The sequence below is a fragment of the Streptomyces alanosinicus genome, from assembly GCF_014650595.1.
In the GTDB taxonomy this organism is placed as follows: domain Bacteria; phylum Actinomycetota; class Actinomycetes; order Streptomycetales; family Streptomycetaceae; genus Streptomyces; species Streptomyces alanosinicus.
The window spans coordinates 400,487-422,425 of record NZ_BMVG01000006.1 but is presented as its reverse complement, the minus strand read 5'-3'; the positions used below and the strand labels follow the sequence as shown (position 1 = coordinate 422,425).

Below are 21,939 nucleotides of genomic sequence, written 5' to 3'. Positions count from 1 at the left end.
CCCGCGCCCCTGGGGGGTTGCGGTCCCGCCCATCACCTAGCTGCGCCCCGCGTCAGTTCCGCGCGCCGTTCCCGTTCAGGGCCGTGAGCGGCGTGTCCGCGAGGCCCAGTTCGCCCGCACGGTCGAGGAGTTGCTGGAATCCGGCGGCCTCGGCACCTCCGGACCGCATCAGCTTCAGCAGCAGCGCCGACACCGTCAGATGCTGGACATCCGCCGTACCGACCGACCCGAGGATCCTGCCCAGATCCTCCGTGAAGCTGCCCGACCCGTCCAGCCACGGCCTGGCCAGGGCCTGAGCGGTGCGGGAGTTGTCGACGAAACCGTCCACGCCCTTGCCGAGCGAGACCGCCGACACCAGCCGGTCGAAGAAGACGCTCTCCCCGCCGACGATGTCGATGTCGGCGTGCTCCAGCCCGGTCGCGAGGACGCTCGCCTGCGCCTCGGCGACCTGCCGCTGCGTCTCCAGGCCGGCCAGCCGGATCTCCTTCTCCGCCGCGAGCCGCAGCCGGTACTCCTCGTGCCCGCGCGAGGCCTCGTCGAGTGCGGCCATCGCGGCGGCCTTCTCGGTGAGACCCTCGGCCTCGGCCTTCAGCTTCTCGCCGATGGCGGTGGCCTCCGCGAGCGCCTTCGCCTTGGCCCCCTCCGCCTCGGCCGCGCCCATCGCCCTGGCCCCCTCGGCCTCGGCGAGCGCCTTGACCCGCACGCCCTCCGCCTCGGCCTTCAGCCGTGCCTCGGTGGCCTGTGCCGCCGCCTGCGCGCCCTGGGCCTCCGCGAGCCCCCGGGCCCGTGCGCCCTCGGCCTCCGCCTTGAGCCGGGCCGTGGTGGCCTCCGCCGCCGCCCGTGCGCCCTCGGCCTCCGCGAGCCCCTTCGCCTTCGCGGATTCCGCCTCCGCGAGCCCCTTGGCCCGCGCACCCTCCGCCTCGGCCTTCAACCGCGCCTCGGTGGCCTCCGCCGCCGCCCGCGCACCCTCGGCCTCCGCGAGCCCCTTGGCCCGCGCGCCCTCCGCCTCGGCGAGGGCCTTGGCCTGGGTGCCCTCGGCCTCGGCACGCAGCCGGGCCTCGGTGGCCTCCGCCTCCGCGCGGCCGGCCTTGACGGTGACCTCGGCCTCCTTGTCGCGGACCTGGACGGCGGCCAGCCCTTCCGCGGCGGCCTCCGCCTGGACACCCTCGGCGAGACGCAGTTTGGCGCGAGCGTCGAGGTCGGCGGTCTTCAACCGGGCCTCGGCCAGCGTCAGTTCCTCCGCCGCCCGGTGCGTGGCGGCCTGTTCGGCGGCCTCGGCGGCCTTGATGTCCTTGACCAGCTTCTCCTGCGCCTCGGCCTCGGCGGCGATGACGAGGGTCTGCCGCTCGCGCTCCGCCTCCTCGACCACGCGCAGCTTCTTGATGGACTCCTCCTGTTCGGCGACCGTACGGTCCACCGCGACGCGCTCCCGGATGACCTCGGCGATCTCCCGCTTCTCCGCCTCGACCTCCTTCTCGGCGGAGATCTTCGTCAGCTGCGTCTCCCGCTCCCTGGCGATGACCTCCAGCAGCCGGTCCTTCTCGATGCGCTCGTTCTCGACGGCGATGACCCGCTCACGGTTCTTCGCGGCGACGGCGATCTCCCGGGCCTGGTTCTCGCGCTGCACGCCGAGCTGTTCCTCGGTGCGCAGGAAGGCGCCCTGGGCGCGCAGCCGTTCCTCCTCCACCACGCGGGCGGTCTCGGCCTCCTCGCGGGCGCGGGAGGTCTCGATCTCCCGCTTCTTCTTGATCTCGGCGTCCGCCTGCCGGCGCTCCAGTTCCAGGATGGCCTCGCGGGCGTCGACGTCCTGGCGGGTGATCTCCATCTGCTCGCTGCGCTTGGCCTCGTTGGTGCGCACGTGCTCGACGGCCGTCAGCTCGGTGATCTTCCGGATGCCCTGCGCGTCGAGGACGTTGGCCGGGTCGAGCTGGGTGAGCGGGGTCTGCTCCAGATAGTCGATCGCGGCGTCTTCGAGGTGGTAGCCGTTGAGGTCCACCCCGATCAACTCGATGACGTGGTACCGGAGTTCCTCACGCTTGGTGTAGAGGTCGGTGAAGTCCAGCTGCTTGCCGACCGTCTTCAGCGCCTCGGAGAACTTCGCATGGAACAGCTCCTGGAGGGTGTCCTGGTGGCTGGCGCGCTCGGTGCCCACGGACTGGGCGACCTTGATGACGTCCTCGACGGTCTTGTTGACCTTCACGAAGAACAGGATCCGGATGTCGGCGCGGATGTTGTCCCGGCAGATCAGCCCGTCCCGGCCGGCCCGGCTGATCTCGATCGTCTTCACCGAGATGTCCATCACCTCGGCCTTGTGCAGGATCGGCAGGACGACCTGCCCGGTGAAGGAGACGTCGACCCGGCGGGTCTTCGACACGATCAGGGCCTGGCTCTGGTCCACCTTGCGGTACAGCCGCGAGAACCCGAGCAGCGCCAGCACTACGACGACGAGACAGGCGGCGACGAGCACGCCGAGGACTTCCATGACACACACGTCCTTGCGTCAGACGACGGGTACGGAGCCCCCCGAGGCCGCGGTGCCGGACCCCCCGTACCAGGTTGTCCCCGCCGGCTGTCTGCCGGTGCCCGGCACCGCGACCCCCCGTAGTGCTCCCCGCAGAGGATGGTGCGGCAGGGGCCCGCGCCCGCGCATTGCCGGTTTCCGGCAATGTTCACTAGGGTCTATGTGCCGGATACGCGCTAAGAATTCGTCACCGGTGCGTCAAGATCACGGCGCAGTACACGACGACGTACACGGCGTCGTACACGGGGAAGTACACGGGGGAGCAGGACCGGTATGGGGGATCAGCACGACAGACGTGCCCTGCCCGAGCACTATCTGGCCGGTTTCACCCGGACATTGACGGAGGTCGCGGCCACCGGCCGGCGGCTGACCAGGGAGGAACTGAAGGTACGGCGGACGCTTGGCGAGCAGGCCGCCGACGCCGGGCATGGGCTGCGCGCGCTGGTCGTCGCCCATCTGGCCGCCACCCGTGGCGCCTGGCCCGCGGCGAGCGACTCGGCCGAGAGCAGCCTGGCCACACTGGCCGCCGTGGAGCAGGCGATCGACGCGTTCGCCGAGGGCTATGAACGCGCACAGCGACTGGCCGTACGCCGCGAGGAGGCCGCGCGCCGGGAGTTCATCGACGATCTGCTCTACGGCCGCAGCGACCTGGGCCGGCTCGCCGAGCACGCGGAACGCTTCGGCCTGCTGCTCTCCCGGGCGTACGCGGTGGCCGTCGCCGAGGGCCCGTCCGCCTACGCCGAGGGCGGCCCGGTCGCCCGCCGCGTCGAGGCCGCCGTACTCGGCCGCTTCGACTCCCGCAGCATCCTGCTCACCACCAAGAACGGCCGGCTGCTGTGCATCGCGCCCGGCGACGAGGACGAGATCCTCCTCCACTTCGCCAAGCAGGCGCACGCCGCGACGGACGGCGGCCGGGTGGCCATCGGCCGCGCCCAGCACGGCGCGGGCGGGGTCGTACAGTCGTACGAGGAGGCACTCGCCGCACTGGAGATGGCGGCCCGTCTCGACCTGCCCGGAACGGTACTGCGCGCCGCCGACCTGCTGGTCTACCCCGTACTGGCCCGGGACCGGCAGGCCCTGGTCGACCTGGTCTCCCACACCCTCGGCCCCCTCACCGCGGCCCGCGGCGGCGCCGGCCCGCTCCTGGACACCCTCGTCGCCTACTTCGACTCCGGCTGTGTGGCCGCGGAGGCCGCCCGCCGGCTCTCCCTCAGCGTCCGCGCGCTCACCTACCGCCTGGAACGCATCCACAAACTCACCGACGCGGACCCGACCGACCCGGCCCACCGCTACATGCTCCAAACCGCCACCATCGGCGCCCGCCTCCTGAACTGGCCGAACCGCCCGTTGTGAGCGTTACGGCGCGCTGCGGGGCGAACCACTCGACGCGCGGTCGCGGCAGCGGGGGCAGCGGCAGGGTGGCCATGTCAAGGAGTCGGGCAACTGAGCAGGGTCACCGACGTCGTACGTGCGCTCATCGGTCCCGCCGACCCGCCGACCCTCACGGGAGAGGCGGTACGTACTGATCGTCATACGGGACTTGCCCGGCTCGGGCGGGGTACCGGCGGTCACCGCCCACCTCCTGAACTCTGCCGGTGGCAAGGGCAGCTACAACGCGGCATCAAGAGCAGCCCCATGCCATGGGGTAGAGGCACGTCCTCGGTGCCGCGACAGTCGGCGTGCAGATCCTGGTACTCGGCGCGCTGCGCGAGCCCGCATTCCGGCGAGCGTCCGGCGTCCACGGCGGTCTCGCTCATCGAGCCAACCCCTCAGCGCCGATCAGGTACCGGTCGAGATCGATACCGAAGTCCATCGCGACGACGTAGGGGCGGACCAGCGCCGCCGCGTGGCCGTCGAGGGGAACGTCGTGCCCGTACGGCGACCGATGGGCGGGAAGGCAGGGTGCCTCGGGCCAGTCGACGGGCGCGGGTGTGGTGAGGCGCGCAACGGCCCGACGCCTGCCAGTACCCGGCGCGACCATGCCCAGGGCCCATCGAAGTAACGCGTGGATAATGCCCACTGTCATCAACTCCAGTCAGGTGGTGGCCACGCCCCGGGGCCGTCGCTAGCGGTCGCCGGGGCCAATCGGTGTCCTAGGTCAGAAGCTAGCGTGACCTAGGACATGCCGCTAGAGGAATCAGGGAACTCCCCCTGACCGGATTACGCGCGTCCTAGTACAGTCGGCGGTGTCCTAGGACACCGCCGAAGGAGATGTCATGTCGTCCCCCGAGCACCCCTACATGCAGGTCGCCGAACGCATCCGCCGCCGCATCCTCGACGGCGTACTCAAGGAAGGCGAAAAGCTCCCGCCCGTGCGGGAACTGGCCAAGCAGGAAGGCGTATCCGTCGCCACTCTCGGCCGCTCCCTCGATCAACTCCAGGTGGAGGGCTACATCACCACGTCCCGCCGGGGGACCTTCGTTGCCAACGCCCCCGAGGTCGCGCCCTCCGGCTACGACCGCATCACCCGGGTGCTGCGCACCGGCTCCGTGCTCGCCGAGGGCGAGACGATGATCGTCACGAACGCGGAGCTGATCAAACCGCCCCAGTACGTCGCCGAGATCTTCGATCTGGAAGACGGCGCCCAGGTCGTGCGCCGCCAGTGGCACACCGGCAAGGGACAGCAGCGCACCGGACTCTTCGTCACCTGGTACCCGGCCCATTTCGCCGCCGCTGTCCCAGAGTTGTTGTCCCTGTCGCGCGCCTCCTCCCCCGGACTGCTGCTGAAGATCCAGCAGGCCACCGGACGCCAGGTGGCAGCGGGCCGCGACGACATCCACGGCCGGGACGCCGACGCCCGAGAGGCCAACTTCCTCGGGCTGCGCACCGGCTCACCCATCCTCGCGGGAGTCCACCGCCTGTGGGACGACCAGGGCGTGATCGAGTACGGCGAATGGTGCCTGCCCTACCGACTGGCCGTCGGCTACGAGTACAGCTTCGAGGCGGCACCAGACGCGTCCTGACGCCGAGGAGGGGCATGCGACCGCCGTCACGAGAGACGGGGATCGTCGCGTTGCGCCAACGTGCCCGCGTTGCTTCGGTCCCCATCCGTCCGATGGCCAGGAGGCGGTCAGGGAGCAATGAGCTCGTACACGGGGTGCAGCAGCACCACCCCGTCCTCGACGGTCACGGGTTCCGCTTCCCTCACAGGGACGAATCCGGCCTTCACCAGGACACGGCCGGATGCCGGGTTGTCGGGGTGGTGTTTCGCCTCGATGCGCTGTACGCCGTCCGTGAAGACGATTCTGCTCAACTTCCGTACGGCGTCGGTGGCGTAGCCGTTGCCCCAGGTGTCCTCTCGCAGGAGATAGCTGAGGTATGCCGTGCCACCGGCGAGTCGTGCTTTCACGAGGCCGATGACTTCGCCGGCCTGTTCGACGGCGAAGTTCCAGTGAGTACGGGGTACCTCGTGGTCGTGGGCGATGAACCTGCGCACGGAGACCGCTGCTTCCTCGGCAGTCATGTCATGGCCGTGGGTGAAACGGACCGTCCGTCCGGAGACGATTCGCCGAAGCGCGGAAGCGTCGTCCAGGACGAAGGACCGCAGGCTCACCATGCGGCCATCTCCTCAGCGGTGGGACGGTCTTCGGGGTCGGGTGCCATGCACGCCGTGATCATCTCCTCCAGGTCGGGAAACGGCCACGGCCGGACGGAGGCGAGGTCGCGAAGGTGCCGTGCTGCCAGGGCACGGAGTTTCTTACGCCGTTCGTCGGTCTTTGCATAGACACCTGGCCGGTGGCCGGTCCAGCACCAGAACAAGGAGGCACCCAGGCTCCACATGTCGGCGGCAGGACCGGCAGGGACATGGACGTCGTCGGGGGTGTCGAGGACGAGGGCAGCGATCTCAGGGGCAGTGGTGTGGGTGAGGGCACCCCGGTACGGAAGCCGGTTGTCGTCGTCCGGGCCGCAGCACAAGGCATAGTCGATGACCTCGACGGTTTTGCTGTGAGTGACGAGGACGTTGGTGGGCTGCACGTCGGCGTGCGCCCATCCGGCCTGGTGCAGGCCGGCGAGGCGGGTGGCCCAGCTGCGGGCGATGGACAACAACAGCGTTCTGTTCGGCAGCGTGTTGCCCTCGCGCTCCCGGGACGGGGTGCAGGCACCCCACAGGGAGAAGCCGTCGATGTGCCGCAGGGCCAGCCACCGCCCGCCCGCCCATGCACCGTCATCAACACGGTAGGCGCGGTCGATGGCGCCGGCGCGGGCCAAGCGAAGAAGGTGGTCGTTCTCCTGCGCCAGTTCGAGGGCCTTGTCGCGGCCGCCGTCGTCCTCCGGGTCGTTGGCCTTCAAGACAAGCTGCGTGCCGCCGGCCATGACTTTCCAGGCCCGCGATCCGCGCCGGTCGGCGAGCAGATCACAGGAAACGAGGCCGAAGCGATCTTCGAGTGCTGCTACTGCTTCAGCAGGAGGCGTTGCGCCCACTGTTTCACGTCCTTCCAGTCCTGCGGCAGGTCGGCGAACACGTGCCGTCCGTCGTCGGACGCGTTCGCCACGGCGTCGGCCAAGCCGGGTGTAGCCGCGAGGAAACGCGGGTCTCGCACCCGTACGGCGGCCCTCACCGGCATGAACGCCATCGGAGGCCGCGGGATGTGCCTGCCGTGCCGGTCGGTGTCCTCTTCACCCTTGCGGAACTTCCCGAACATCAAGCCGACCGGGCCGTACAAGTTCTTCAGCGCCCAGTGCGGCCACGACAACACCTCGTCGTCCGCGTTCAGGAGAATGATGTTCTCGCAGACGTAAACGCCGTGACGGCGATTTGCCAGCGGCCGCACCCATTCAGCGGCCTGCACCCCGGCATGGAACACCTCGGCCTCGACCGCCTCGGCCTCGCCGACGGCCTCGTACACGGTCCATCCCGTCAGACCCCGTTCAAGAGACGGCGCCAGATAGGGGCAGTGCACGGTGACGGCCTCGGCATACGCGTTGATGTCCGCCGCCTTCGGCCGGGTGGTACGGGCCTCGACGAGACGGAGCGCCCCAGCGGTCGTCCGGAGCGCCCCGTCGGGGTGCGTGACGGTCACCGCGTCGTGGCCTTCTGCCGCGTGCCGGCGGCGAGGTCGTCACTGTCGCCTCCGGTCGGCGAGCAGTCCCACTCCGCGACGACAACACCGGTTTCCCGGTAGCGGGCAAGGGCCACTGCGTCGATGCGGCCGTCCGCCCCGGTGAACCAGACCTCCGGCAACGGCCCGAAGAGCTTCTCGTACGCGGTCACCCACGAGATGTCACCGGAGCCGGCCGTCGGAGCGTGGCCGAGGACATGTCCGGCGTGGTCGGTGCTGAACGCTTTGTAGCCCGGCTCGTCCAGGAACCGGTGCCATTCGGCGTCGACAGCGCCGGAGAACATCTCGACGACCGTGTGACCGGCGGCGAGGCGTGCGGCTGCCACGGTGAAGAACCTGCCGAGTTCTACCCGCTCAGGGGTCAGGGTGGTGCTCACGATGGTGCTCCTCTCGATTCGGTTCGAGTGGTGCTGTGGGATTGGCGCCGGGGACGCACGGCTCCTCGATGACGAGGGTGGTCGTCACTGTCGTCTGGGCGAGGAGAGGTCGGCCGTGCGCGGCCCCTGGCGGCTGTGAAGAGTCAACCGCTGCGAGGAGGAGTGGATCCGCAACCGGGTTGCGAGGTCGCAAACGCCTTGTGGGTCAGGTCAGTTGACCGGCGTGCCGGTGCGGCAGGCGAAGGCGCGGACGCCCGGAAGTCTCCGGTCATGGCGGAGCAGGCCGCCGGCCAGGTCCTTGACCGCCCCGCGCCGGATCTCCTGCGGAGCGGCCCGCTCGGCCGCCAGCAGAGCCCGATAGCACTGCTCCGGCTTGCCCCACTGGTCGAAACAACGGGCCACGTCGATGAAGAACCTCCCCTGGCGTTCCGCCGTCGGCAGGGCGCTGGGGTCGACGGTCCTGGCCAGGTCGATCGCTTGCCCGGCATCACCGAGCAGATAGTGGACCGACAGCTGATGCAGCAGCACCTGCTGAAGCCCGGCGTCGGTGCGGGCATCGGGGATCGTACGGCCGGCTTTGGCGGTCTCGGCCGCTTCCCCGATCAGCGCGTGCGCGGTCTGGCGGTCCCCCCTCTTCGCCGCCGTGTACGCGGCCGTCGCCAACAGCGAACTGCCTGACGCCAGCCTTGCCGGCTCGGGTGTACCGCGGTCGGCCCGTACCTCCTGCGCGGCCCGAACGGCGATGTCGGTGGCGCGTGCGAGATGCCCCTGACGCCGCCAGGCGCTGGAGACCATCCGGTGGGCTTCAGCGATCGTCAGCGCGTCCCCGCCGATCCGCGCGGAGTTCAGCGCACGGTCGGCGGTGATCGCCACAAGCCCGTCCTCGCCGAGCTTGATACACAGACGAACGGCGATGTTGTAGAGGTCGGCAACCGCCGTTGCCGACTCCTCTGCCCCCTTGAGGGCCTGGGCCTGGGCGATCTGGCCGGGCAGGGTCTTCGCCAGGGTGTCGTAGCGGGCGGCCCGGAAGTGCTCCCGGGACGCCTTCACCGCAGCGGCGACGCCGGCCGGTGAGACGTCGCTGTCCTCAGGCACGGAAGCCGTGCCGTAGAGGAGGAGCTCTTCCAGTGGTGCGAGCGTGCCGGCCTCGGCCGGTGTGGCACTGGCGAGAGGGGAGGCGAAGACCACCGCCGCAGCGGCCAGAAGTTCACGGCGTCGCATGCGGTCGTCCCCCTCCTCCGGACCAGAATTGCGGCCAACCCTAACGGAGGCAGACCGTCGATGAGCCGAGGTCGGCGGTTGCCCAGGGGACGGCGCGGCGGCGAGGAGTTCGGGCAGCGGAACGTCCAGGACGTCGGAGATGCGACGCAGTGTCTCCACACTGTTGACCGGGATCACGTCCCGTTCGGCCTGGGACACCCAGCTCTCCGACTTGTCGATCATCGCGGCCAGGTCCCGCTGCGGCCAGCCCTTGCGCCTGCGGGCCTTGGCGATCATTTTCCCGAGCGTCAGTGCGTTCGCCACCACAGGGAGCCCCCGAGGTCCATGTCCCCACCACGTGAGCAAGTCACGGTACTGGCGCGGGCGGCCCGGTTGTAGGGGGCCCTTGGCTCCTCTCCGGACCGGCCGAACTGCCCCCCGTGAGCGCCAGTTCACGCGAACGCACCACGCGTGTCCGCCCCCGCGTCGCCGCGCTGCCCTTGATCATGACGTTGTTTCGTATGACGTTCGCCTGGATCGGGCGGATGACGAAGTCGGATGAACCAGTCGAAAGGACAGTCATGTCGCGAGGGATTCTGAGGCCCAGCCGTGCCCAGGTCGCAGCGCTGCTCGCCGTGCCCGTGCTCGGTCTGGGGCCGCTCGCCCCGGTGGCTTTCGCGGACGCTCCGCCGCCCGGGCCGAGGGTCGACAGCAGCGACGTCATCGGCCGGGTCTGCCAGGAGGTGAACTCCGATCCCGAGGACCGCCAGGACGTGTCCTGCGAGCGGGACATCGCACCGCGCCTGTCCCGGCTCATCGGCCCTGGCAGCGGGCTCACCTGCCGCAACTCGACCCCGACCACCATCGTCTGCCGCAAGGACTGACAGCCTGCTCGAAAATACTTGCATTCTTGGAAAGTACTGTCCATGCTGAAGGTATGTACGAGGGGCGGACGACCAACCGCCCCTCCCCGCACCGGAGGTACACATATGGACAGCACGGGGGAACCGATCGACGCCCGGGAGGCGCGGAGCGCGCTCGCCGCCGCCTGCGCCGCGCGGGTCGCGGCGCGCAAGGCCGGCGAGCGCGGCCGGCCCCGCGGTTACGGCATCGGGCAGGGGCTGACCTTTGCCGTCGGGTTCATCGCCCTGGGGCTCGCCGACCGGGAGCCACGATGGGGGATATGGCTGGTGGGCGTCGCCCTGGTGAGCCTGACCGGCTTCTTCGTGCTGCTGTGGCTCGGCGCGCACCACGGCGGGGTGACCCGCTGGTTCAACCGGGGCGACGGCCGGCCGGGCTGGCGGGCCTGGGTGGTGCCCTTCATCCCGCTGGCCATCGGCATAGCCGGCGCGCTCCTGTACGGCACGACCGGCTGGCTCGTCGCCTTCGGTGTGGCCTGCGGCGGGGACTACATCCTGCGTGCGAACCGGCAGGCCCGTACCTCATGACCAGCCCCACCGGCGGCACGCCGCCCGCTCTCGACCGCGAACTCCACCACCCGACCCGGCTGGCTCTCGCCGCCTATCTCTCGGCGTGCGGCGAGGCGGAGTTCGCCGTCCTGCGGGACTACTGCCAGATCTCCGACTCCACGCTGAGCAAGACCCTCTCCGCACTGGAGAAGACGGGCTACGTCAGCATCCGCAAGGGCTATCTCGGCAAGCGCCCGCGCACCTGGGCCGCCCTCACCTTCACCGGCCGCAAGGCGCTGACCCGCCATCTGGCGGCGCTGGAGGAGATCGCGGCGACGGCCCGCCGGGCCGCGGACGCCTGTGCGCAGGAAGAGCAGGAAGAGCAGGAAGAACACCGCGAAGAGCACGAAGTGCCCGGCGCCTGACGGGCCCTCAGCCGGTGTCTACTCGTCGTCGACCGTCCGCACCGGAGTCGACTCCCCCGGCTCCAACGGCTCCACCAGCTCCGAGCGGAGCAGCAGCACATCGCCGACGAAGAGGTCGTAGACGATGATTCCGACCACGCCGCCGATCAGCGGGCCGACGATCGGGATCCACCAGTAGCCGCTGAACGAGCCGGACACGCTCCCCGGGAACGCCAGGCTCTTCCAGCCCTCGACCCAGGTCAGGAACCGCGGCCCGAAGTCGCGGGCCGGGTTGATGGCGTAGCCCGCGTTCGCGCCGTAGGACATGCCGATCGCGGCGACGATGAAGCCCACGACCAAGGGGGCGAGGTTGGACTTCACGCCCTGGTTGCGTACGTCGAGAACCGCGGCGATCAGCATGAGCAGGAACGCCGTACCGACGATCTGGTCGATCAGCGGACCCCAGACGCCGCCGTGGAAGTACGCGGCGGGGAACGTCGCGAAGATGGAGAACGTGGCGTTGGTGTGCCCGTTCACCTTGGGGCCCGGTGCCGCGGCGTCGTAGGCGTGGATCGCGTCGTGGTAGACGAGATAGACCAGCGCGGCGCCGGTGAAGGCGCCGAGGACCTGCGAGAACCAGTACGGCAGGACCTTGGCCCAGGAGAAGCCGCGGCGCACCGCCATCGCCAGGGTGACCGCCGGGTTGAGGTGGGCGCCGCTGACTCCGCCGCCCACGTAGACACCGAAGGCGACGGCCATCGCCCAGCCCCAGGTGATCAGCAGCCAGTCACCGGCCGCGAGGAAGATCGTGGTGGGAGTGGCGGCACGGCCCGAACCGGGCAGCGCGGCCACCGCCATCGCGACCACACCACAGCCGAACGAGATGAGCACGAAGGTCCCGAGGAACTCGGCGAGGCACTCGCCCAGCAGGCCTCCCCGGCTTCTGAACCGGGACGGCTTGATGATCGCGGGGATTTCGACAACCATTCCAGGCCCCCTTGACGAGAGCAATACGGACCACATGAGAGCAAAACGGCCAACGTCACCATATTGGCCCACAAAGACTCACGCCGCAGGTTGACAGTGCCCAGTCAGCCCGCCGGACTCACCGCCCGGCCGTGGAGACCGTCCCGGCTCAGGCGTCGAGATCGTCCGCGAAGTGCCGGAACCCGTGCCGGTCCTGGTGCAGCCCCCACAGTGTCTCCGCCAGCGCGGCCGGGTCCTTGCGCGCGTGTCCCGGGGTGATCGCCCCCGGGATCACCAGCTGGGCGACATGGATGCCCTCGCCCGCGAGCCGTTCGTGCAGCAGATGCCCGTACGCGCTCTCCGCGGCGAAGGCGATGGACGTGCCGGCCCGGTCGGTGTGCGGTACGGCGGCGGTCCCGCCGTTGACGAAGAGGATCGTGCCGCGCCCGAGCCGCCGCATCCCCGGCAGCACCTGCCGTACGGCGGCGACGGCCCCGTACACGGAGAACTCGATGGGCCCGACCAGATCGCGGTGCCCGGTCTCCAGCACGGGCCGCATGAAGTCGCGGTGCGGCAAGGGGCTGTACTGCAGCACCTCGACGGTCCCCAGCTCGTCCGCCGCCCGGTCGAGCGCCTCGGCCAGCTCATCCGGCCGGCGCACATCCGCGACGAACCCCTGGGCCCTGATCCCGCTTCCGCCGAGGTCCGCCACCAGCGCGTCGAGCCGTCCCGCGTCCCGGGCGAAGAGGGCGACCGCGAAGCCCTCCCGCCCGAACCGCCGCGCGACGGCGGCCCCGAGCCCCGGTCCGGCACCCACAATGGCGAAAGCGCTCATGCCGCCATCCGTACCGCACACCGGCCCACGCCACACCGGCCCACTCCATACCGGCTCAGCGGCACACCGGCTCAGCGGCTCGGCGGCTCGGCGGCTCGGCGGCTCGGCGGCTCGGCGGCTAGACCGACTCGGCCATCCGCGTGTCGGCCTCCTGCAGGCCGCGGATCCGCGCCACCTGGGCGGTGGTGACGGCGCGGACGGCGATGGCGCCGGCGACCGCGGCCGCGATGACGAAGGCGTCGGACAGCTGGAGCTGCCACCCCTCGGTGTAGGCGCGCTCGATGATCTGGTCCGTGGAGTCGCGGTAGACGATCCCCACCCCGGTGAGCATCCCGACCAGCCACAGCCCCCACCACACATTGACAGAGGTGGGCAGCCTGCCGCCGGGCACGCTGCCGCGGAAGGCATCGACGACGATCCCCCGCGGGAACCACAGGTTGACCACCGGCACGAACCACCCGGCGAACACCCAGATCCCCGCGTACTTCGGCGCGTCCCCCGACAGCACCCGCGCGTTGTCCCGCAGCCGGAACAGCCAGGACAGAAAGAGCATGGCGCAGAGAAAGACCAGCACACCGCCCGCGGACGACACCAAGTGGTACGAGTCCTCAAGCGAGTTGAGCGGCCGGTGCACCCCGTCGCCCTGGTCGGGCGGCCCGGCGGCCGGCTCCCCGGCGACGGCGAGCCGGATCTCCCACACGCCGCGTGCGAGCCAGGCGAGCCCCGCGAGCAGCAGTCCCCCCGCGGCCAGCCACCCGGTCACCTGAACCGGCTGGTACGCGAGCGTCCGGGCGGCGGACTGAGCTATGTCTTCCTCTTCGGTCACCGCCCCATCCTGTCGTACGAAAGCCGCAGGCCACCAGGGGCGACCGCGCTTGCGCCATCCGTGTGCATCCGTCATGCGATCGGCCGTGCCTTGGCCGCTCGGGGCTTCGCGTACGCCGTCCCGCAGCAAGGATGCATGTGTGAGCATCCTCAACGAACCGCATGGTGCCGCCGCGCCCGAGGACTCGTACGAGAGCGAGGTGCCGGTCAGGGGCAGGCAGCCCGGCAGTGTGGTGGTGAAGTGGCTGACGACCACCGACCACAAGACGATCGGCACCCTGTATCTCGCGACGTCCTTCGCGTTCTTCCTGGTCGGCGGCGTACTGGCGCTGATCATGCGCGCCGAGCTGGCCCGGCCGGGACTGCAGATCGTCTCGAACGAGCAGTTCAACCAGGCGTTCACGATGCACGGCACGGTCATGCTGCTGATGTTCGCGACGCCGCTGTTCGCCGGCTTCACGAACTGGATCATGCCGCTGCAGATCGGCGCGCCCGACGTGGCGTTCCCGCGGCTGAACATGTTCGCCTACTGGCTCTACCTGTTCGGCTCGCTCATCGCCGTGGGCGGCTTCCTCACCCCGGACGGCGCCGCCGACTTCGGCTGGTTCGCCTACTCCCCGCTGACGGACGCGGTCCGCTCACCGGGTCCGGGCGGTGACCTGTGGATCATGGGGCTGGCCTTCTCCGGCTTCGGCACCATCCTCGGCTCGGTCAACTTCATCACCACGATCATCTGTATGCGCGCCCCGGGCATGACCATGTTCCGCATGCCGATCTTCGTGTGGAACGTGCTGCTGACCGGTGTGCTGGTCCTGCTGGCCTTCCCGGTGCTGGCCGCCGCGCTGTTCGCGCTGGAGGCGGACCGCCAGTTCGGCGCCCATGTCTTCGACGCGGCCAACGGCGGATCCCTGCTGTGGCAACACCTCTTCTGGTTCTTCGGCCATCCGGAGGTGTACATCATCGCGCTGCCGTTCTTCGGCATCGTCTCGGAGATCATCCCGGTGTTCTCCCGCAAGCCGATGTTCGGCTACATGGGCCTGATCGCCGCGACGATCTCCATCGCCGGACTGTCCATCACCGTGTGGGCGCACCATATGTACGTCACCGGCGGTGTGCTGCTGCCGTTCTTCGCCTTCATGACGTTCCTGATCGCCGTCCCGACCGGGGTGAAGTTCTTCAACTGGATCGGCACGATGTGGAAGGGCAGTCTGTCCTTCGAGACGCCGATGCTGTGGGCCGCGGGCTTCCTCGTGACGTTCCTCTTCGGCGGACTGACCGGGGTCATCCTGGCCTCGCCGCCGATGGACTTCCACATCTCCGACTCGTACTTCGTGGTGGCCCACTTCCACTACGTCGTCTTCGGCACGGTCGTCTTCGCGATGTTCGCGGGATTCCACTTCTGGTGGCCCAAGTGGACCGGCAAGATGCTCGACGAGCGCCTCGGCAAGCTCACCTTCTGGACGCTGTTCCTCGGCTTCCACACCACCTTCCTCGTCCAGCACTGGCTGGGCGCCGAGGGCATGCCGCGCCGCTACGCCGACTATCTGGCCGCCGACGGCTTCACCGCCCTGAACACGGTCTCGACCGTCGGTTCGTTCCTGCTCGGCCTGTCGATGCTGCCGTTCCTCTACAACGTGTGGAAGACGGCCAAGTACGGCAAGCCGGTCAACGTCGACGACCCGTGGGGCTACGGCCGTTCCCTGGAGTGGGCGACCTCCTGCCCGCCGCCGCGCCACAACTTCCTCACCCTCCCCCGCGTTCGCAGCGAATCCCCGGCGTTCGACCTGCACCACCCGGACATCGCGATGCTGGAGCAGGAGGTCCACGTCCCGGCACGGACCGACCGAGGGCAGGAGTGAACGGTCCGCCGCCGCGGGGAGCCGACGGCGTGCTCGGCAACGAGGTGGAGGGATACCTCCTCTGGCAGGCCCGGATCGCCGAGGCCGAGCAGCGTGCCCGGGAGTTCGCCGCGCCCATGGAGTGGCTGACCAGCGCGCAGCGCGAGGACGTCGAGCGGCGCTATGTCGCCGACAGCCTGCGCCGGGCCCGTACGGATCTGGAGCGGGTCGCGGCCCGGTGCGGGTCGCTGCGCGCCGAGTACGAGGGCCGCTACCGGGAGCTGCGGCGACGCTGCCTCGGCGTCGCACTCGCCGCGTGCGCCGGCTGCACCGCCGTCGCCACGCTGCTGCTCCTCCTCTGACGTACGTCCGCCGAGGCGGCCGGCGGGCTCAGGCCGGCCAGGACTCGGACCGTCCAGAACTCAGGCCATCCAGAAGAAGACCGCCGTCATCCGCTTCTCCTCCAGCGTCTTGCCGAAGTAGTCCGTCGCGCTGTGCACGAGGTTGGCGTTGTAGAGGAGGAGGCGGTTGTACTTGTGGGGGACGCGGACGTCCTCCTCGAAGTGATCGCCCGGCACGAACCGGGTGCCCAGGGCCTCGACCAGGTTGTTGTGCGGAGCCTGGACGATGTTGCCGCCGAGCCGGCCGCCGGGCAGCGACTGCCGGTAGAAGGCGGTGCCGCAGTTCTTGGGGACGTTGGGGTTGAGGTAGAGCACGGCCGCGTACCGGCACAGGGCGCGGGAGTCTGTGTGCGGGCGCGGCTCGCTCTCGCCCTCGCCGACCACCTGGACGCAGTTGTGGTTCAGGGTGCCGCCGCCGGGCGCCTGCTGCACCCACAGCTTCCTGACGCCGGTGGCCTGCTTCACCAGCCCCTCGATGACGGCGAGTTCCCCCGGCTCCAGTCCGGGCATGGCCCGCAGCCCGGGCCAGGTCTCCGAGGTGTACGGGTACCCCTCGACCCAGTCGTCCTTCGCCAGACACCGCTCCCGTACGGCGTCGGCCTCGGGCAGGGCGTCGTCGAAGACCCAGTAGTCGCGGCCCTTGGTGGGCTTGCGGTAGGGCAGGACGGGCAGCGCGGCGGGCATCCTGGGGGGCGGCTGTGGGGGCATGTCGCGAATCTAGGGCAGCGTTTCCCCTCGACTCTCCCGAAGAATGGTCAACTCTTCTTTACCTCCCGCACAGATACGAACGTCTTCCGCATCCGTACTGCTGTGTGTCCGAACCGCCCCGCGCCGTCATGCGGGCGGCTCCACGACCGGGCAGGAGGCACGGTGCGCTTTTCGCGGAACGCGACGGGAACTCTCTTCGTGGGCGGTGCGATGGCCGTGACCCTCGCGGCACTGGCCTACCCGAGCATGCTCGGTCTGAACAAGGTCACCACCGCACAGGACCGCGTCATCGCGAACACCCAGTGGGGGCCGCTCACCGAGCAGGACCGGGACTTCGTGGTGAAGGTGCGCGCCGCCGGCCTGTGGGAGTACCCGGTGGGGCAGATCGGGCTGCAGAAGGGCACCACGCCGGGGGTCATCACGGCCAGCAAGCACCTGGTCGACGGGCACGCGGCGCTGGACACCACCTGCCGCAAGATCGCGCCGATGCTGAACATCACGCTGCCCGACCTGCCGAGTCCCCAACAGCAGGGGTTTGTCAGCCAGTTGAAGGCGGACACCGGCAAGAAGTTCGACAGCGACTTCGCCAACATCCTGCGCATGACGCACGGCTCGATCTTCAACACGATCTCGAAGATCCGGTCCACCACCAAGAACTCGCTGGTGCGGGCGCTCGCCGACCAGGCCAACGACACGGTGCTGGACCATATGACGGTGATGGAGAAGACCGGTCTGGTCGACTTCGACCAGACCATCTTCCAGCAGACGACTCCGCCGAAGCTGCCGGACTCCGACCTGACACCGCCGCCGCCGGCGGCGGGCCAGCCGGAGGTGGTACTGACACCGCCGCCGAATCCGACGTCGACTCCCGTGGACATCAACGGGCTCGCTGGGGGCGGGGGCGGTGCTGGTGCTTCGGCGGGGGCGAGTCCTGCGCCGACTGCAGGCTGAGTGCGCCCACCGGGGAGGGGCTTGACCGCCGTTCGCGGGTGCGGCTGTGTCGTGGCTGGTCGCGCCCGCGCGGCGGTGCCGCATATCAAACACAGCCCCGCGCCCGTCAGGGGCTGGGAGCTGTTGCCGGTTAAGAGTGTTTAGGCGCATTGCGGCGCGTGTGAGTGAGTGCCTGACGTCTGTGGTGCACACGTGCATTCATGGGGAACGGGAGTTCTTGCATCGAATGCGTGACTATTGCGGCAGCGGCTCGTTGAGTGCGGTGACGGGTTCTTCGGCAACGGGCAGGGAGTGTGGGGATGGGTGGGCTGCGCGAGCTGGCGGCGCCGTTCGTCACGCCCGGTCCTACGGGTGTTGCGGTTCGCGCCCGGTTGAAGGAACTCGCCGTCCAGGATGCGAAGGTTCTTGCGCTGGTCGGGGCGCATCTGGGTTCGCTCGCCTCCCGGGATCTGGCGGTGCGCTGCCGGGAGGGGCTGGAGCACTCGGCTGAGACGTGGGCGGTGCGTAAGCAGGCGCTGACCGCTGAGTCCTCCTCGCGCTGGGCAGGCAGTATCACCAAAGCCACGCACGATCAGTGGGCGCTGGCCCGGCGTGGGCAGCTGGCGCACATCCAGGGTCTGGACGCCGGTGTGCGTGCCCTCGCGCACCGGCTGTCCCTCCCGCTCGGCGAGACGGGGTCCAAGCGGGCTCCGGGCGGCTACCGCACCCGGCAGGAGTGGCACGCCAAGACGCGCCGCCTGCACCTGCTCGAAGACCGGCTGGACAAGGCGCGGGCCGACCGCGAGAAGGGTGTCGTGCACGTCTTACGCGGCGGCAAGAAACTCGCCCGCGCCCGGCACAACCTTCAAGCAACCGGACTGAGCGAGGCCGCGTGGCGGGAGCGATGGGAGGCAGAACGCTGGTTCCTCGCCGCACACGGCGAGTCCGGCAAAAGGTTCGGCAACGAGACCATCCGCGTCAACCCCGACGGCGAGATCAGCATCAAACTCCCCGCCCCGCTCGCCCAGCACGCCAACGCTCCCCACTGCCGGTACATTCTCACCAGCCGCGCGCGGTTCGCCTACCGCGGCTGCGAGTGGGCCGACCGTGTCGAGGCCAACCGGGCCATCGCCTACCGCATCCACTTCGACGTGACCCGTGGCCGCTGGTACCTCACCGCCTCCTGGCAGATCCCGCCCACCAAGACCATCCCCCTGACTACCGCCCTCGCCGACGGCGTGATCGGCGTCGACACCAACGACGACCACCTCGCCGCCTGGCGCCTCGACACCGACGGCAACCCCGTCGGCAACCCGCGGCGCTTCTTCTTCGACCGCTCCGGCACCAGCCAGCACCGTGACGCCCAGGTCCGCCACGCCCTGACCCGCCTGCTGAACTGGGCCAAAACCTGCGGCGTGAAGGCCATCGCCGTCGAGAACCTCGACTTCGCGGCGGAGAAGACCCGGGAGAAGCACGGCCGCAACAAGCGCTTTCGCAAGCTCATCTCCAGCATGCCCACCGGCAGACTGCGGGCCCGGCTCACCTCAATGGCCGACGCCATCGGCATCGCCGTCATCGCGGTCGACCCGGCCTACACCTCCCGGTGGGGCGCCCAGCACTGGCAAAAACCCCTCACTACCAAGAACAGGAAGACCACCCGCCACGACGCAGCCGCCGTGGCGATCGGACGGCGCGCCCAGGGACACCCGATCCGGCGACGGACGGCACCGCCCCCACACGACCGGAGTGATCGTGCGGGGCATCGGACCGGCCAGGCCCGACCGGGCACCCCCGGACGTGAGGAAACCCGCCCCCGCGTCCCCGGACCACGGACACGATCCGTGCCGCCCGGCAGCGGCGAGAACGCGGGAGACCAGAACACCCAACACCGCTCGGGGCGTTCGGCTGAGCATGACTCCTGGCAACAGGACTCACTCCCGCTCAGTCTCTAGGAGCGGTAGACCTGGTAGATGACGGCCTGGCGCCACCAGTCCCGGAAAGAGAACCCCGGCCGCGGGCCGAGCCGACACGGCCCAGAGGGCTCAGGGACGCTCCACCGTGTCCAGGTACAGCTTGAGGTAGCGGGCCACGTCGACGTCCAACGCCACGTCCACCAGGGCCTGTTCGCGGCGGCCCCCGTGGATCTCGGACTCGCCGTGGCGGGGGCGGCGGTCGACGATCGTCTGGCCGCGGGCGGCGCCGGGGGCGAGGCAGACCTCGACCGGCAGCAGGCGGGTGGTGATGCCGTCCGGGTCGGCGACCGCGCACACCGCGCCGGCGTCGCCGAGGCCGCCCGCCTCCTCGGCCTCCGGCTCCTCGCCCACCGCGGTCGGCCGATGCGCGAGCAGCTCACCGGCCAGCCGGGTGCCGGGGTCGCGGCTCGCGCGCAGCCGGTGGACGTCCGGGGCCTCCATGACGACCCGCATGAAGACGTCGAGGCCGTACATCGTGATCGGCACCCCGGCCGTGAGCAGGATCGCCGCCGCCTCCGGGTCGTGCCAGACGTTGAACTCGGCGACCGGCGTGGCGTTGCCGGTGGCCACGGCGCCGCCCATGAAGACGATCCGCTCGATGTTGCGGGTCACCTCCGGGTGGGTGCGCAGCAGCAGGGCGATGTTCGTCAGGGGCGCGGTGGGGATCAGGGTGACCGGGCGGGGCGAGGCGAGGATCTCGCGGCGCAGCAGGGCGACGGCGTCCAGCTCGGAGGCGGTCCGGGCCGGTGCGGGCAGGCCCAGGTCGCCCATGCCGTCGGCGCCGTGCACATGCTCGGCCGGGCGGGCCGGTTCGAGCAGCGGGCGTTCGGCGCCCCGGCCCACCGGGATGTCCGGGGCGCCGGCCTGCTCCAGCACGGTCAGGGTGTTGCGGACCACGCCGTCCACGTCCGTGTTCCCGGCCACACAGGTCACCGCCCGCAGGTCCAGGCCCGGGTGGCGCACGGCGAACAGCAGGGCGAGGGCGTCGTCGACACCGGTGTCGCAGTCGATGATCACGGGGATGGGCTGACCGGTCACTACGGACTCCTTCATCGCACGACACAGATACCGACACACATACCGACACAGGCAGCGGCACAGATGCCTGCTCCGGCACCAGCACCCTAGATCAGTGCCACGGCGATCAGTCCCACAGCGCGGTGCCGCGTGCCGACACCCGTTCGGCGATCCGGGTCAGCAGATCGGGCACCGGCAGCGCACCGGGCCGGCGGCCGTCCCGCAGGCGTACGGCGGCCAGGCCCGCGCCGGCCTCCCGGTCACCGATCACCGCCTGGTACGGCACCAGGCGCGCGGCACGGATGCGGGCGCCGAGGGTGCCCTCGTCCGGCCCCGCGAGTTCGGCGCGCAGGCCCAGCTCCAGGGCCTGCCGTACGACGGCCGCCGCCTGTTCCCGCTGGTCCTCGGCGACCGGCAGCACCACCAGCTGGACGGGGGCCAGCCAGGCCGGGAAGGCGCCGGCGTGTGCCTCGACGAGATGGGCGACGGCCCGTTCGACGCTGCCGATGATGCTGCGGTGCACCATCACCGGGCGGTGCCGGGCGCCGTCCGCGCCGATGTAGTGCAGGTCGAAGCGGGCCGGCTGATGGAAGTCGATCTGCACGGTGGACAGGGTGGACTCACGGCCGGCCGGGTCGGCGATCTGGACGTCGATCTTCGGGCCGTAGAAGGCGGCCTCGCCCGCCGCCTCCTCGTAGGCCACCCCGGCCTCGGCGAGCACCTCCCGCAGCAGTGCGGTGGCCCGCTGCCACAGCGCCGGGTCGGCGATGTACTTGCCGCCCTCGCCGGGCAGCGACAGCCGGTACCGTACGGCCTCGATGCCGAGGTCGGCGTAGGCGCGGGCGATCAGCTCCAGCGCGGCCCGCGCCTCCTGCACCGCCTGCTCCAGGGTGCAGAAGATATGGGCGTCGTTGAGCTGGATGGCGCGGACGCGGGTCAGCCCGCCGAGGACGCCGGAGAGTTCGGCGCGGTGCATGCCGCCCAACTCCGCTATGCGCAAGGGGAGTTCGCGGTAGCTGTGGGAGCGGGAGCGGTAGATCAGGGCGTGGTGGGGGCAGAGGCTGGGCCGGAGCACGATCTCGTCCGCACCGAGCCGCATGGGCGGGTACATGTCGTCGCGGTAGTGGTCCCAGTGCCCGGAGATCTCGTACAGCTCCCGTTTGCCGAGCGCGGGCGAGTACACATGCCGGTATCCGGCCCGGCGTTCGGCCTCGCGGATGTACTCCTCCAGGGTGTGCCGGACGACCGCGCCGTCGGGCAGCCAGTACGGCAGGCCGGCGCCCATCAGCGGGTCGGTGTCGAACAGGTCGAGTTCGCGGCCGAGACGGCGGTGGTCGGGAAGCTGCCGGCGGTCGTCCATGGGGTCTCCTCGACAGGGCTCGATAGGGCTCGATAGGGAGAGGCGAACACCCCGGACGCGCTGAAGCCCCGGGGCGTTCGCCCCGGGGCTTCGATGCTGGTCAGGTGTCAGCGCG

Annotated in this window: 22 protein-coding genes; 9 read left to right on the top strand and 13 right to left on the bottom strand. The window is 70.2% G+C overall.

Annotation, left to right across the window (positions count from 1 at the left end; all coding sequences use genetic code 11):
- Positions 1-52: 52 nt before the first annotated feature.
- Positions 53-2,482, bottom strand: a complete 2,430-nt coding sequence (locus tag IE277_RS17100; protein WP_189953241.1) for a flotillin family protein — start codon at positions 2,480-2,482, stop codon at positions 53-55.
- A 312-nt stretch (positions 2,483-2,794) separates the two neighbouring features.
- Between IE277_RS17100 and IE277_RS17095 the strand changes: the two genes are divergently transcribed.
- Entirely contained in the window at positions 2,795-3,874 is a 1,080-nt protein-coding gene (locus IE277_RS17095) for a PucR family transcriptional regulator (protein ID WP_189953239.1), read from the top strand.
- A 400-nt stretch (positions 3,875-4,274) separates the two neighbouring features.
- On the opposite strand, the gene IE277_RS17090 is transcribed toward IE277_RS17095, so the two are convergent.
- Positions 4,275-4,547, bottom strand: coding sequence for a hypothetical protein (locus tag IE277_RS17090; protein WP_189953237.1), 273 nt, complete (start codon positions 4,545-4,547; stop codon positions 4,275-4,277).
- Positions 4,548-4,737: 190 nt separating this feature from the next.
- Between IE277_RS17090 and IE277_RS17085 the strand changes: the two genes are divergently transcribed.
- A complete protein-coding gene (locus tag IE277_RS17085) occupies positions 4,738-5,484 on the top strand; it encodes a GntR family transcriptional regulator (protein WP_189953235.1) in 747 nt (248 codons plus the stop codon).
- Between the two features lie 107 nt (positions 5,485-5,591).
- On the opposite strand, the gene IE277_RS17080 is transcribed toward IE277_RS17085, so the two are convergent.
- The 5 genes from IE277_RS17080 to IE277_RS17060 all read right to left on the bottom strand — a co-directional run bounded on the left by IE277_RS17080 (position 5,592) and on the right by IE277_RS17060 (position 9,455).
- The gene (locus IE277_RS17080; RefSeq protein ID WP_189953233.1) at positions 5,592-6,077 is read right to left on the bottom strand and encodes a GNAT family N-acetyltransferase; all 486 of its coding nucleotides are present in this window, start codon (positions 6,075-6,077) and stop codon (positions 5,592-5,594) included.
- Positions 6,071-6,811, bottom strand: a complete 741-nt coding sequence (locus IE277_RS17075; protein ID WP_229881620.1) for a protein kinase domain-containing protein — start codon at positions 6,809-6,811, stop codon at positions 6,071-6,073. Before IE277_RS17075 ends, IE277_RS17080 begins: the two co-directional genes overlap by 7 nt.
- 101 nt (positions 6,812-6,912) lie before the next feature.
- Positions 6,913-7,542, bottom strand: a complete 630-nt coding sequence (locus IE277_RS17070; RefSeq protein WP_189953230.1) for a hypothetical protein — start codon at positions 7,540-7,542, stop codon at positions 6,913-6,915.
- Positions 7,539-7,958: a hypothetical protein gene (locus IE277_RS17065; protein WP_229881613.1), complete on the bottom strand. Its 420-nt coding sequence runs from the start codon at positions 7,956-7,958 to the stop codon at positions 7,539-7,541. Before IE277_RS17065 ends, IE277_RS17070 begins: the two co-directional genes overlap by 4 nt.
- Positions 7,959-8,168: 210 nt before the next feature.
- Positions 8,169-9,455 (bottom strand): helix-turn-helix domain-containing protein, encoded by a 1,287-nt coding sequence (locus IE277_RS17060; RefSeq protein ID WP_189953228.1) that lies wholly within the window; start codon positions 9,453-9,455, stop codon positions 8,169-8,171.
- Positions 9,456-9,739: 284 nt separating this feature from the next.
- Between IE277_RS17060 and IE277_RS17055 the strand changes: the two genes are divergently transcribed.
- The 3 genes from IE277_RS17055 (at position 9,740) to IE277_RS17045 (ending at position 10,992) form a co-directional block, all read left to right on the top strand.
- Positions 9,740-10,042: a hypothetical protein gene (locus tag IE277_RS17055; protein WP_189953225.1), complete on the top strand. Its 303-nt coding sequence runs from the start codon at positions 9,740-9,742 to the stop codon at positions 10,040-10,042.
- 105 nt (positions 10,043-10,147) lie between these two features.
- Positions 10,148-10,606: a hypothetical protein gene (locus IE277_RS17050; RefSeq protein ID WP_189953223.1), complete on the top strand. Its 459-nt coding sequence runs from the start codon at positions 10,148-10,150 to the stop codon at positions 10,604-10,606.
- Positions 10,603-10,992 (top strand): winged helix-turn-helix domain-containing protein, encoded by a 390-nt coding sequence (locus tag IE277_RS17045; RefSeq protein ID WP_189953221.1) that lies wholly within the window; start codon positions 10,603-10,605, stop codon positions 10,990-10,992. The genes IE277_RS17050 and IE277_RS17045 overlap by 4 nt, the downstream gene beginning before the upstream one ends.
- Before the next feature lie 18 nt (positions 10,993-11,010).
- On the opposite strand, the gene IE277_RS17040 is transcribed toward IE277_RS17045, so the two are convergent.
- From IE277_RS17040 to IE277_RS17030, 3 genes are all read right to left on the bottom strand, one after another.
- The gene (locus IE277_RS17040) at positions 11,011-11,958 is read right to left on the bottom strand and encodes an MIP/aquaporin family protein (RefSeq protein WP_189953219.1); all 948 of its coding nucleotides are present in this window, start codon (positions 11,956-11,958) and stop codon (positions 11,011-11,013) included.
- Positions 11,959-12,106: 148 nt separating this feature from the next.
- Positions 12,107-12,772, bottom strand: a complete 666-nt coding sequence (locus IE277_RS17035) for an SDR family NAD(P)-dependent oxidoreductase (RefSeq protein WP_189953217.1) — start codon at positions 12,770-12,772, stop codon at positions 12,107-12,109.
- 118 nt (positions 12,773-12,890) lie between these two features.
- Entirely contained in the window at positions 12,891-13,598 is a 708-nt protein-coding gene (locus IE277_RS17030) for a DUF4328 domain-containing protein (RefSeq protein WP_229881611.1), read from the bottom strand.
- A gap of 139 nt (positions 13,599-13,737) precedes the next feature.
- Here IE277_RS17030 and ctaD point away from each other — a divergent pair, with 139 nt between their 5' ends.
- The gene (gene ctaD / locus IE277_RS17025; RefSeq protein WP_189953213.1) at positions 13,738-15,456 is read left to right on the top strand and encodes an aa3-type cytochrome oxidase subunit I; all 1,719 of its coding nucleotides are present in this window, start codon (positions 13,738-13,740) and stop codon (positions 15,454-15,456) included.
- A complete protein-coding gene (locus tag IE277_RS17020; protein WP_189953211.1) occupies positions 15,453-15,797 on the top strand; it encodes a cytochrome C oxidase subunit I in 345 nt (114 codons plus the stop codon). Before ctaD ends, IE277_RS17020 begins: the two co-directional genes overlap by 4 nt.
- Before the next feature lie 60 nt (positions 15,798-15,857).
- On the opposite strand, the gene IE277_RS17015 is transcribed toward IE277_RS17020, so the two are convergent.
- Positions 15,858-16,544: a DUF6445 family protein gene (locus IE277_RS17015; RefSeq protein WP_189953209.1), complete on the bottom strand. Its 687-nt coding sequence runs from the start codon at positions 16,542-16,544 to the stop codon at positions 15,858-15,860.
- Between the two features lie 210 nt (positions 16,545-16,754).
- Between IE277_RS17015 and IE277_RS17010 the strand changes: the two genes are divergently transcribed.
- Together IE277_RS17010 and IE277_RS17005 are read left to right on the top strand one after the other, a co-directional pair.
- Positions 16,755-17,495, top strand: a complete 741-nt coding sequence (locus IE277_RS17010) for a DUF4142 domain-containing protein (RefSeq protein ID WP_373310805.1) — start codon at positions 16,755-16,757, stop codon at positions 17,493-17,495.
- Between the two features lie 299 nt (positions 17,496-17,794).
- Complete coding sequence (locus IE277_RS17005) at positions 17,795-19,426, top strand: IS200/IS605 family accessory protein TnpB-related protein (RefSeq protein WP_189953207.1); 1,632 nt, start codon at positions 17,795-17,797, stop codon at positions 19,424-19,426.
- Positions 19,427-19,516: 90 nt separating this feature from the next.
- Here IE277_RS17005 and IE277_RS17000 read toward each other — a convergent pair whose 3' ends face one another.
- Positions 19,517-20,485: a nucleoside hydrolase gene (locus IE277_RS17000; protein WP_189953206.1), complete on the bottom strand. Its 969-nt coding sequence runs from the start codon at positions 20,483-20,485 to the stop codon at positions 19,517-19,519.
- Positions 20,486-20,591: 106 nt separating this feature from the next.
- On the bottom strand, positions 20,592-21,824 hold the full coding sequence (gene thrS, locus IE277_RS16995) for a threonine--tRNA ligase (protein ID WP_189953204.1): 1,233 nt from the start codon (positions 21,822-21,824) through the stop codon (positions 20,592-20,594).
- Positions 21,825-21,939 lie beyond the last annotated feature (115 nt).

Excerpts from the sequence above, each read along its gene's own strand:
- IE277_RS17005 (WP_189953207.1), top strand. The coding sequence starts at position 17,795 with ATGGGTGGGCTGCGCGAGCTGGCGGCGCCGTTCGTCACGCCCGGTCCT.
- IE277_RS17055 (WP_189953225.1), top strand. The coding sequence starts at position 9,740 with ATGTCGCGAGGGATTCTGAGGCCCAGCCGTGCCCAGGTCGCAGCGCTG.
- IE277_RS17010 (WP_373310805.1), top strand. The coding sequence starts at position 16,755 with ATGGCCGTGACCCTCGCGGCACTGGCCTACCCGAGCATGCTCGGTCTG.
- IE277_RS17045 (WP_189953221.1), top strand. The coding sequence starts at position 10,603 with ATGACCAGCCCCACCGGCGGCACGCCGCCCGCTCTCGACCGCGAACTC.
- IE277_RS17035 (WP_189953217.1), bottom strand. The coding sequence starts at position 12,772 with ATGAGCGCTTTCGCCATTGTGGGTGCCGGACCGGGGCTCGGGGCCGCC.
- IE277_RS17080 (WP_189953233.1), bottom strand. The coding sequence starts at position 6,077 with ATGGTGAGCCTGCGGTCCTTCGTCCTGGACGACGCTTCCGCGCTTCGG.
- IE277_RS17095 (WP_189953239.1), top strand. The coding sequence starts at position 2,795 with ATGGGGGATCAGCACGACAGACGTGCCCTGCCCGAGCACTATCTGGCC.
- IE277_RS17100 (WP_189953241.1), bottom strand. The coding sequence starts at position 2,482 with ATGGAAGTCCTCGGCGTGCTCGTCGCCGCCTGTCTCGTCGTCGTAGTG.
- IE277_RS17040 (WP_189953219.1), bottom strand. The coding sequence starts at position 11,958 with ATGGTTGTCGAAATCCCCGCGATCATCAAGCCGTCCCGGTTCAGAAGC.
- IE277_RS17090 (WP_189953237.1), bottom strand. The coding sequence starts at position 4,547 with ATGACAGTGGGCATTATCCACGCGTTACTTCGATGGGCCCTGGGCATG.
- IE277_RS17050 (WP_189953223.1), top strand. The coding sequence starts at position 10,148 with ATGGACAGCACGGGGGAACCGATCGACGCCCGGGAGGCGCGGAGCGCG.
- IE277_RS17015 (WP_189953209.1), bottom strand. The coding sequence starts at position 16,544 with ATGCCCCCACAGCCGCCCCCCAGGATGCCCGCCGCGCTGCCCGTCCTG.
- IE277_RS17060 (WP_189953228.1), bottom strand. The coding sequence starts at position 9,455 with ATGATCGCCAAGGCCCGCAGGCGCAAGGGCTGGCCGCAGCGGGACCTG.
- IE277_RS17085 (WP_189953235.1), top strand. The coding sequence starts at position 4,738 with ATGTCGTCCCCCGAGCACCCCTACATGCAGGTCGCCGAACGCATCCGC.
- thrS (WP_189953204.1), bottom strand. The coding sequence starts at position 21,824 with ATGGACGACCGCCGGCAGCTTCCCGACCACCGCCGTCTCGGCCGCGAA.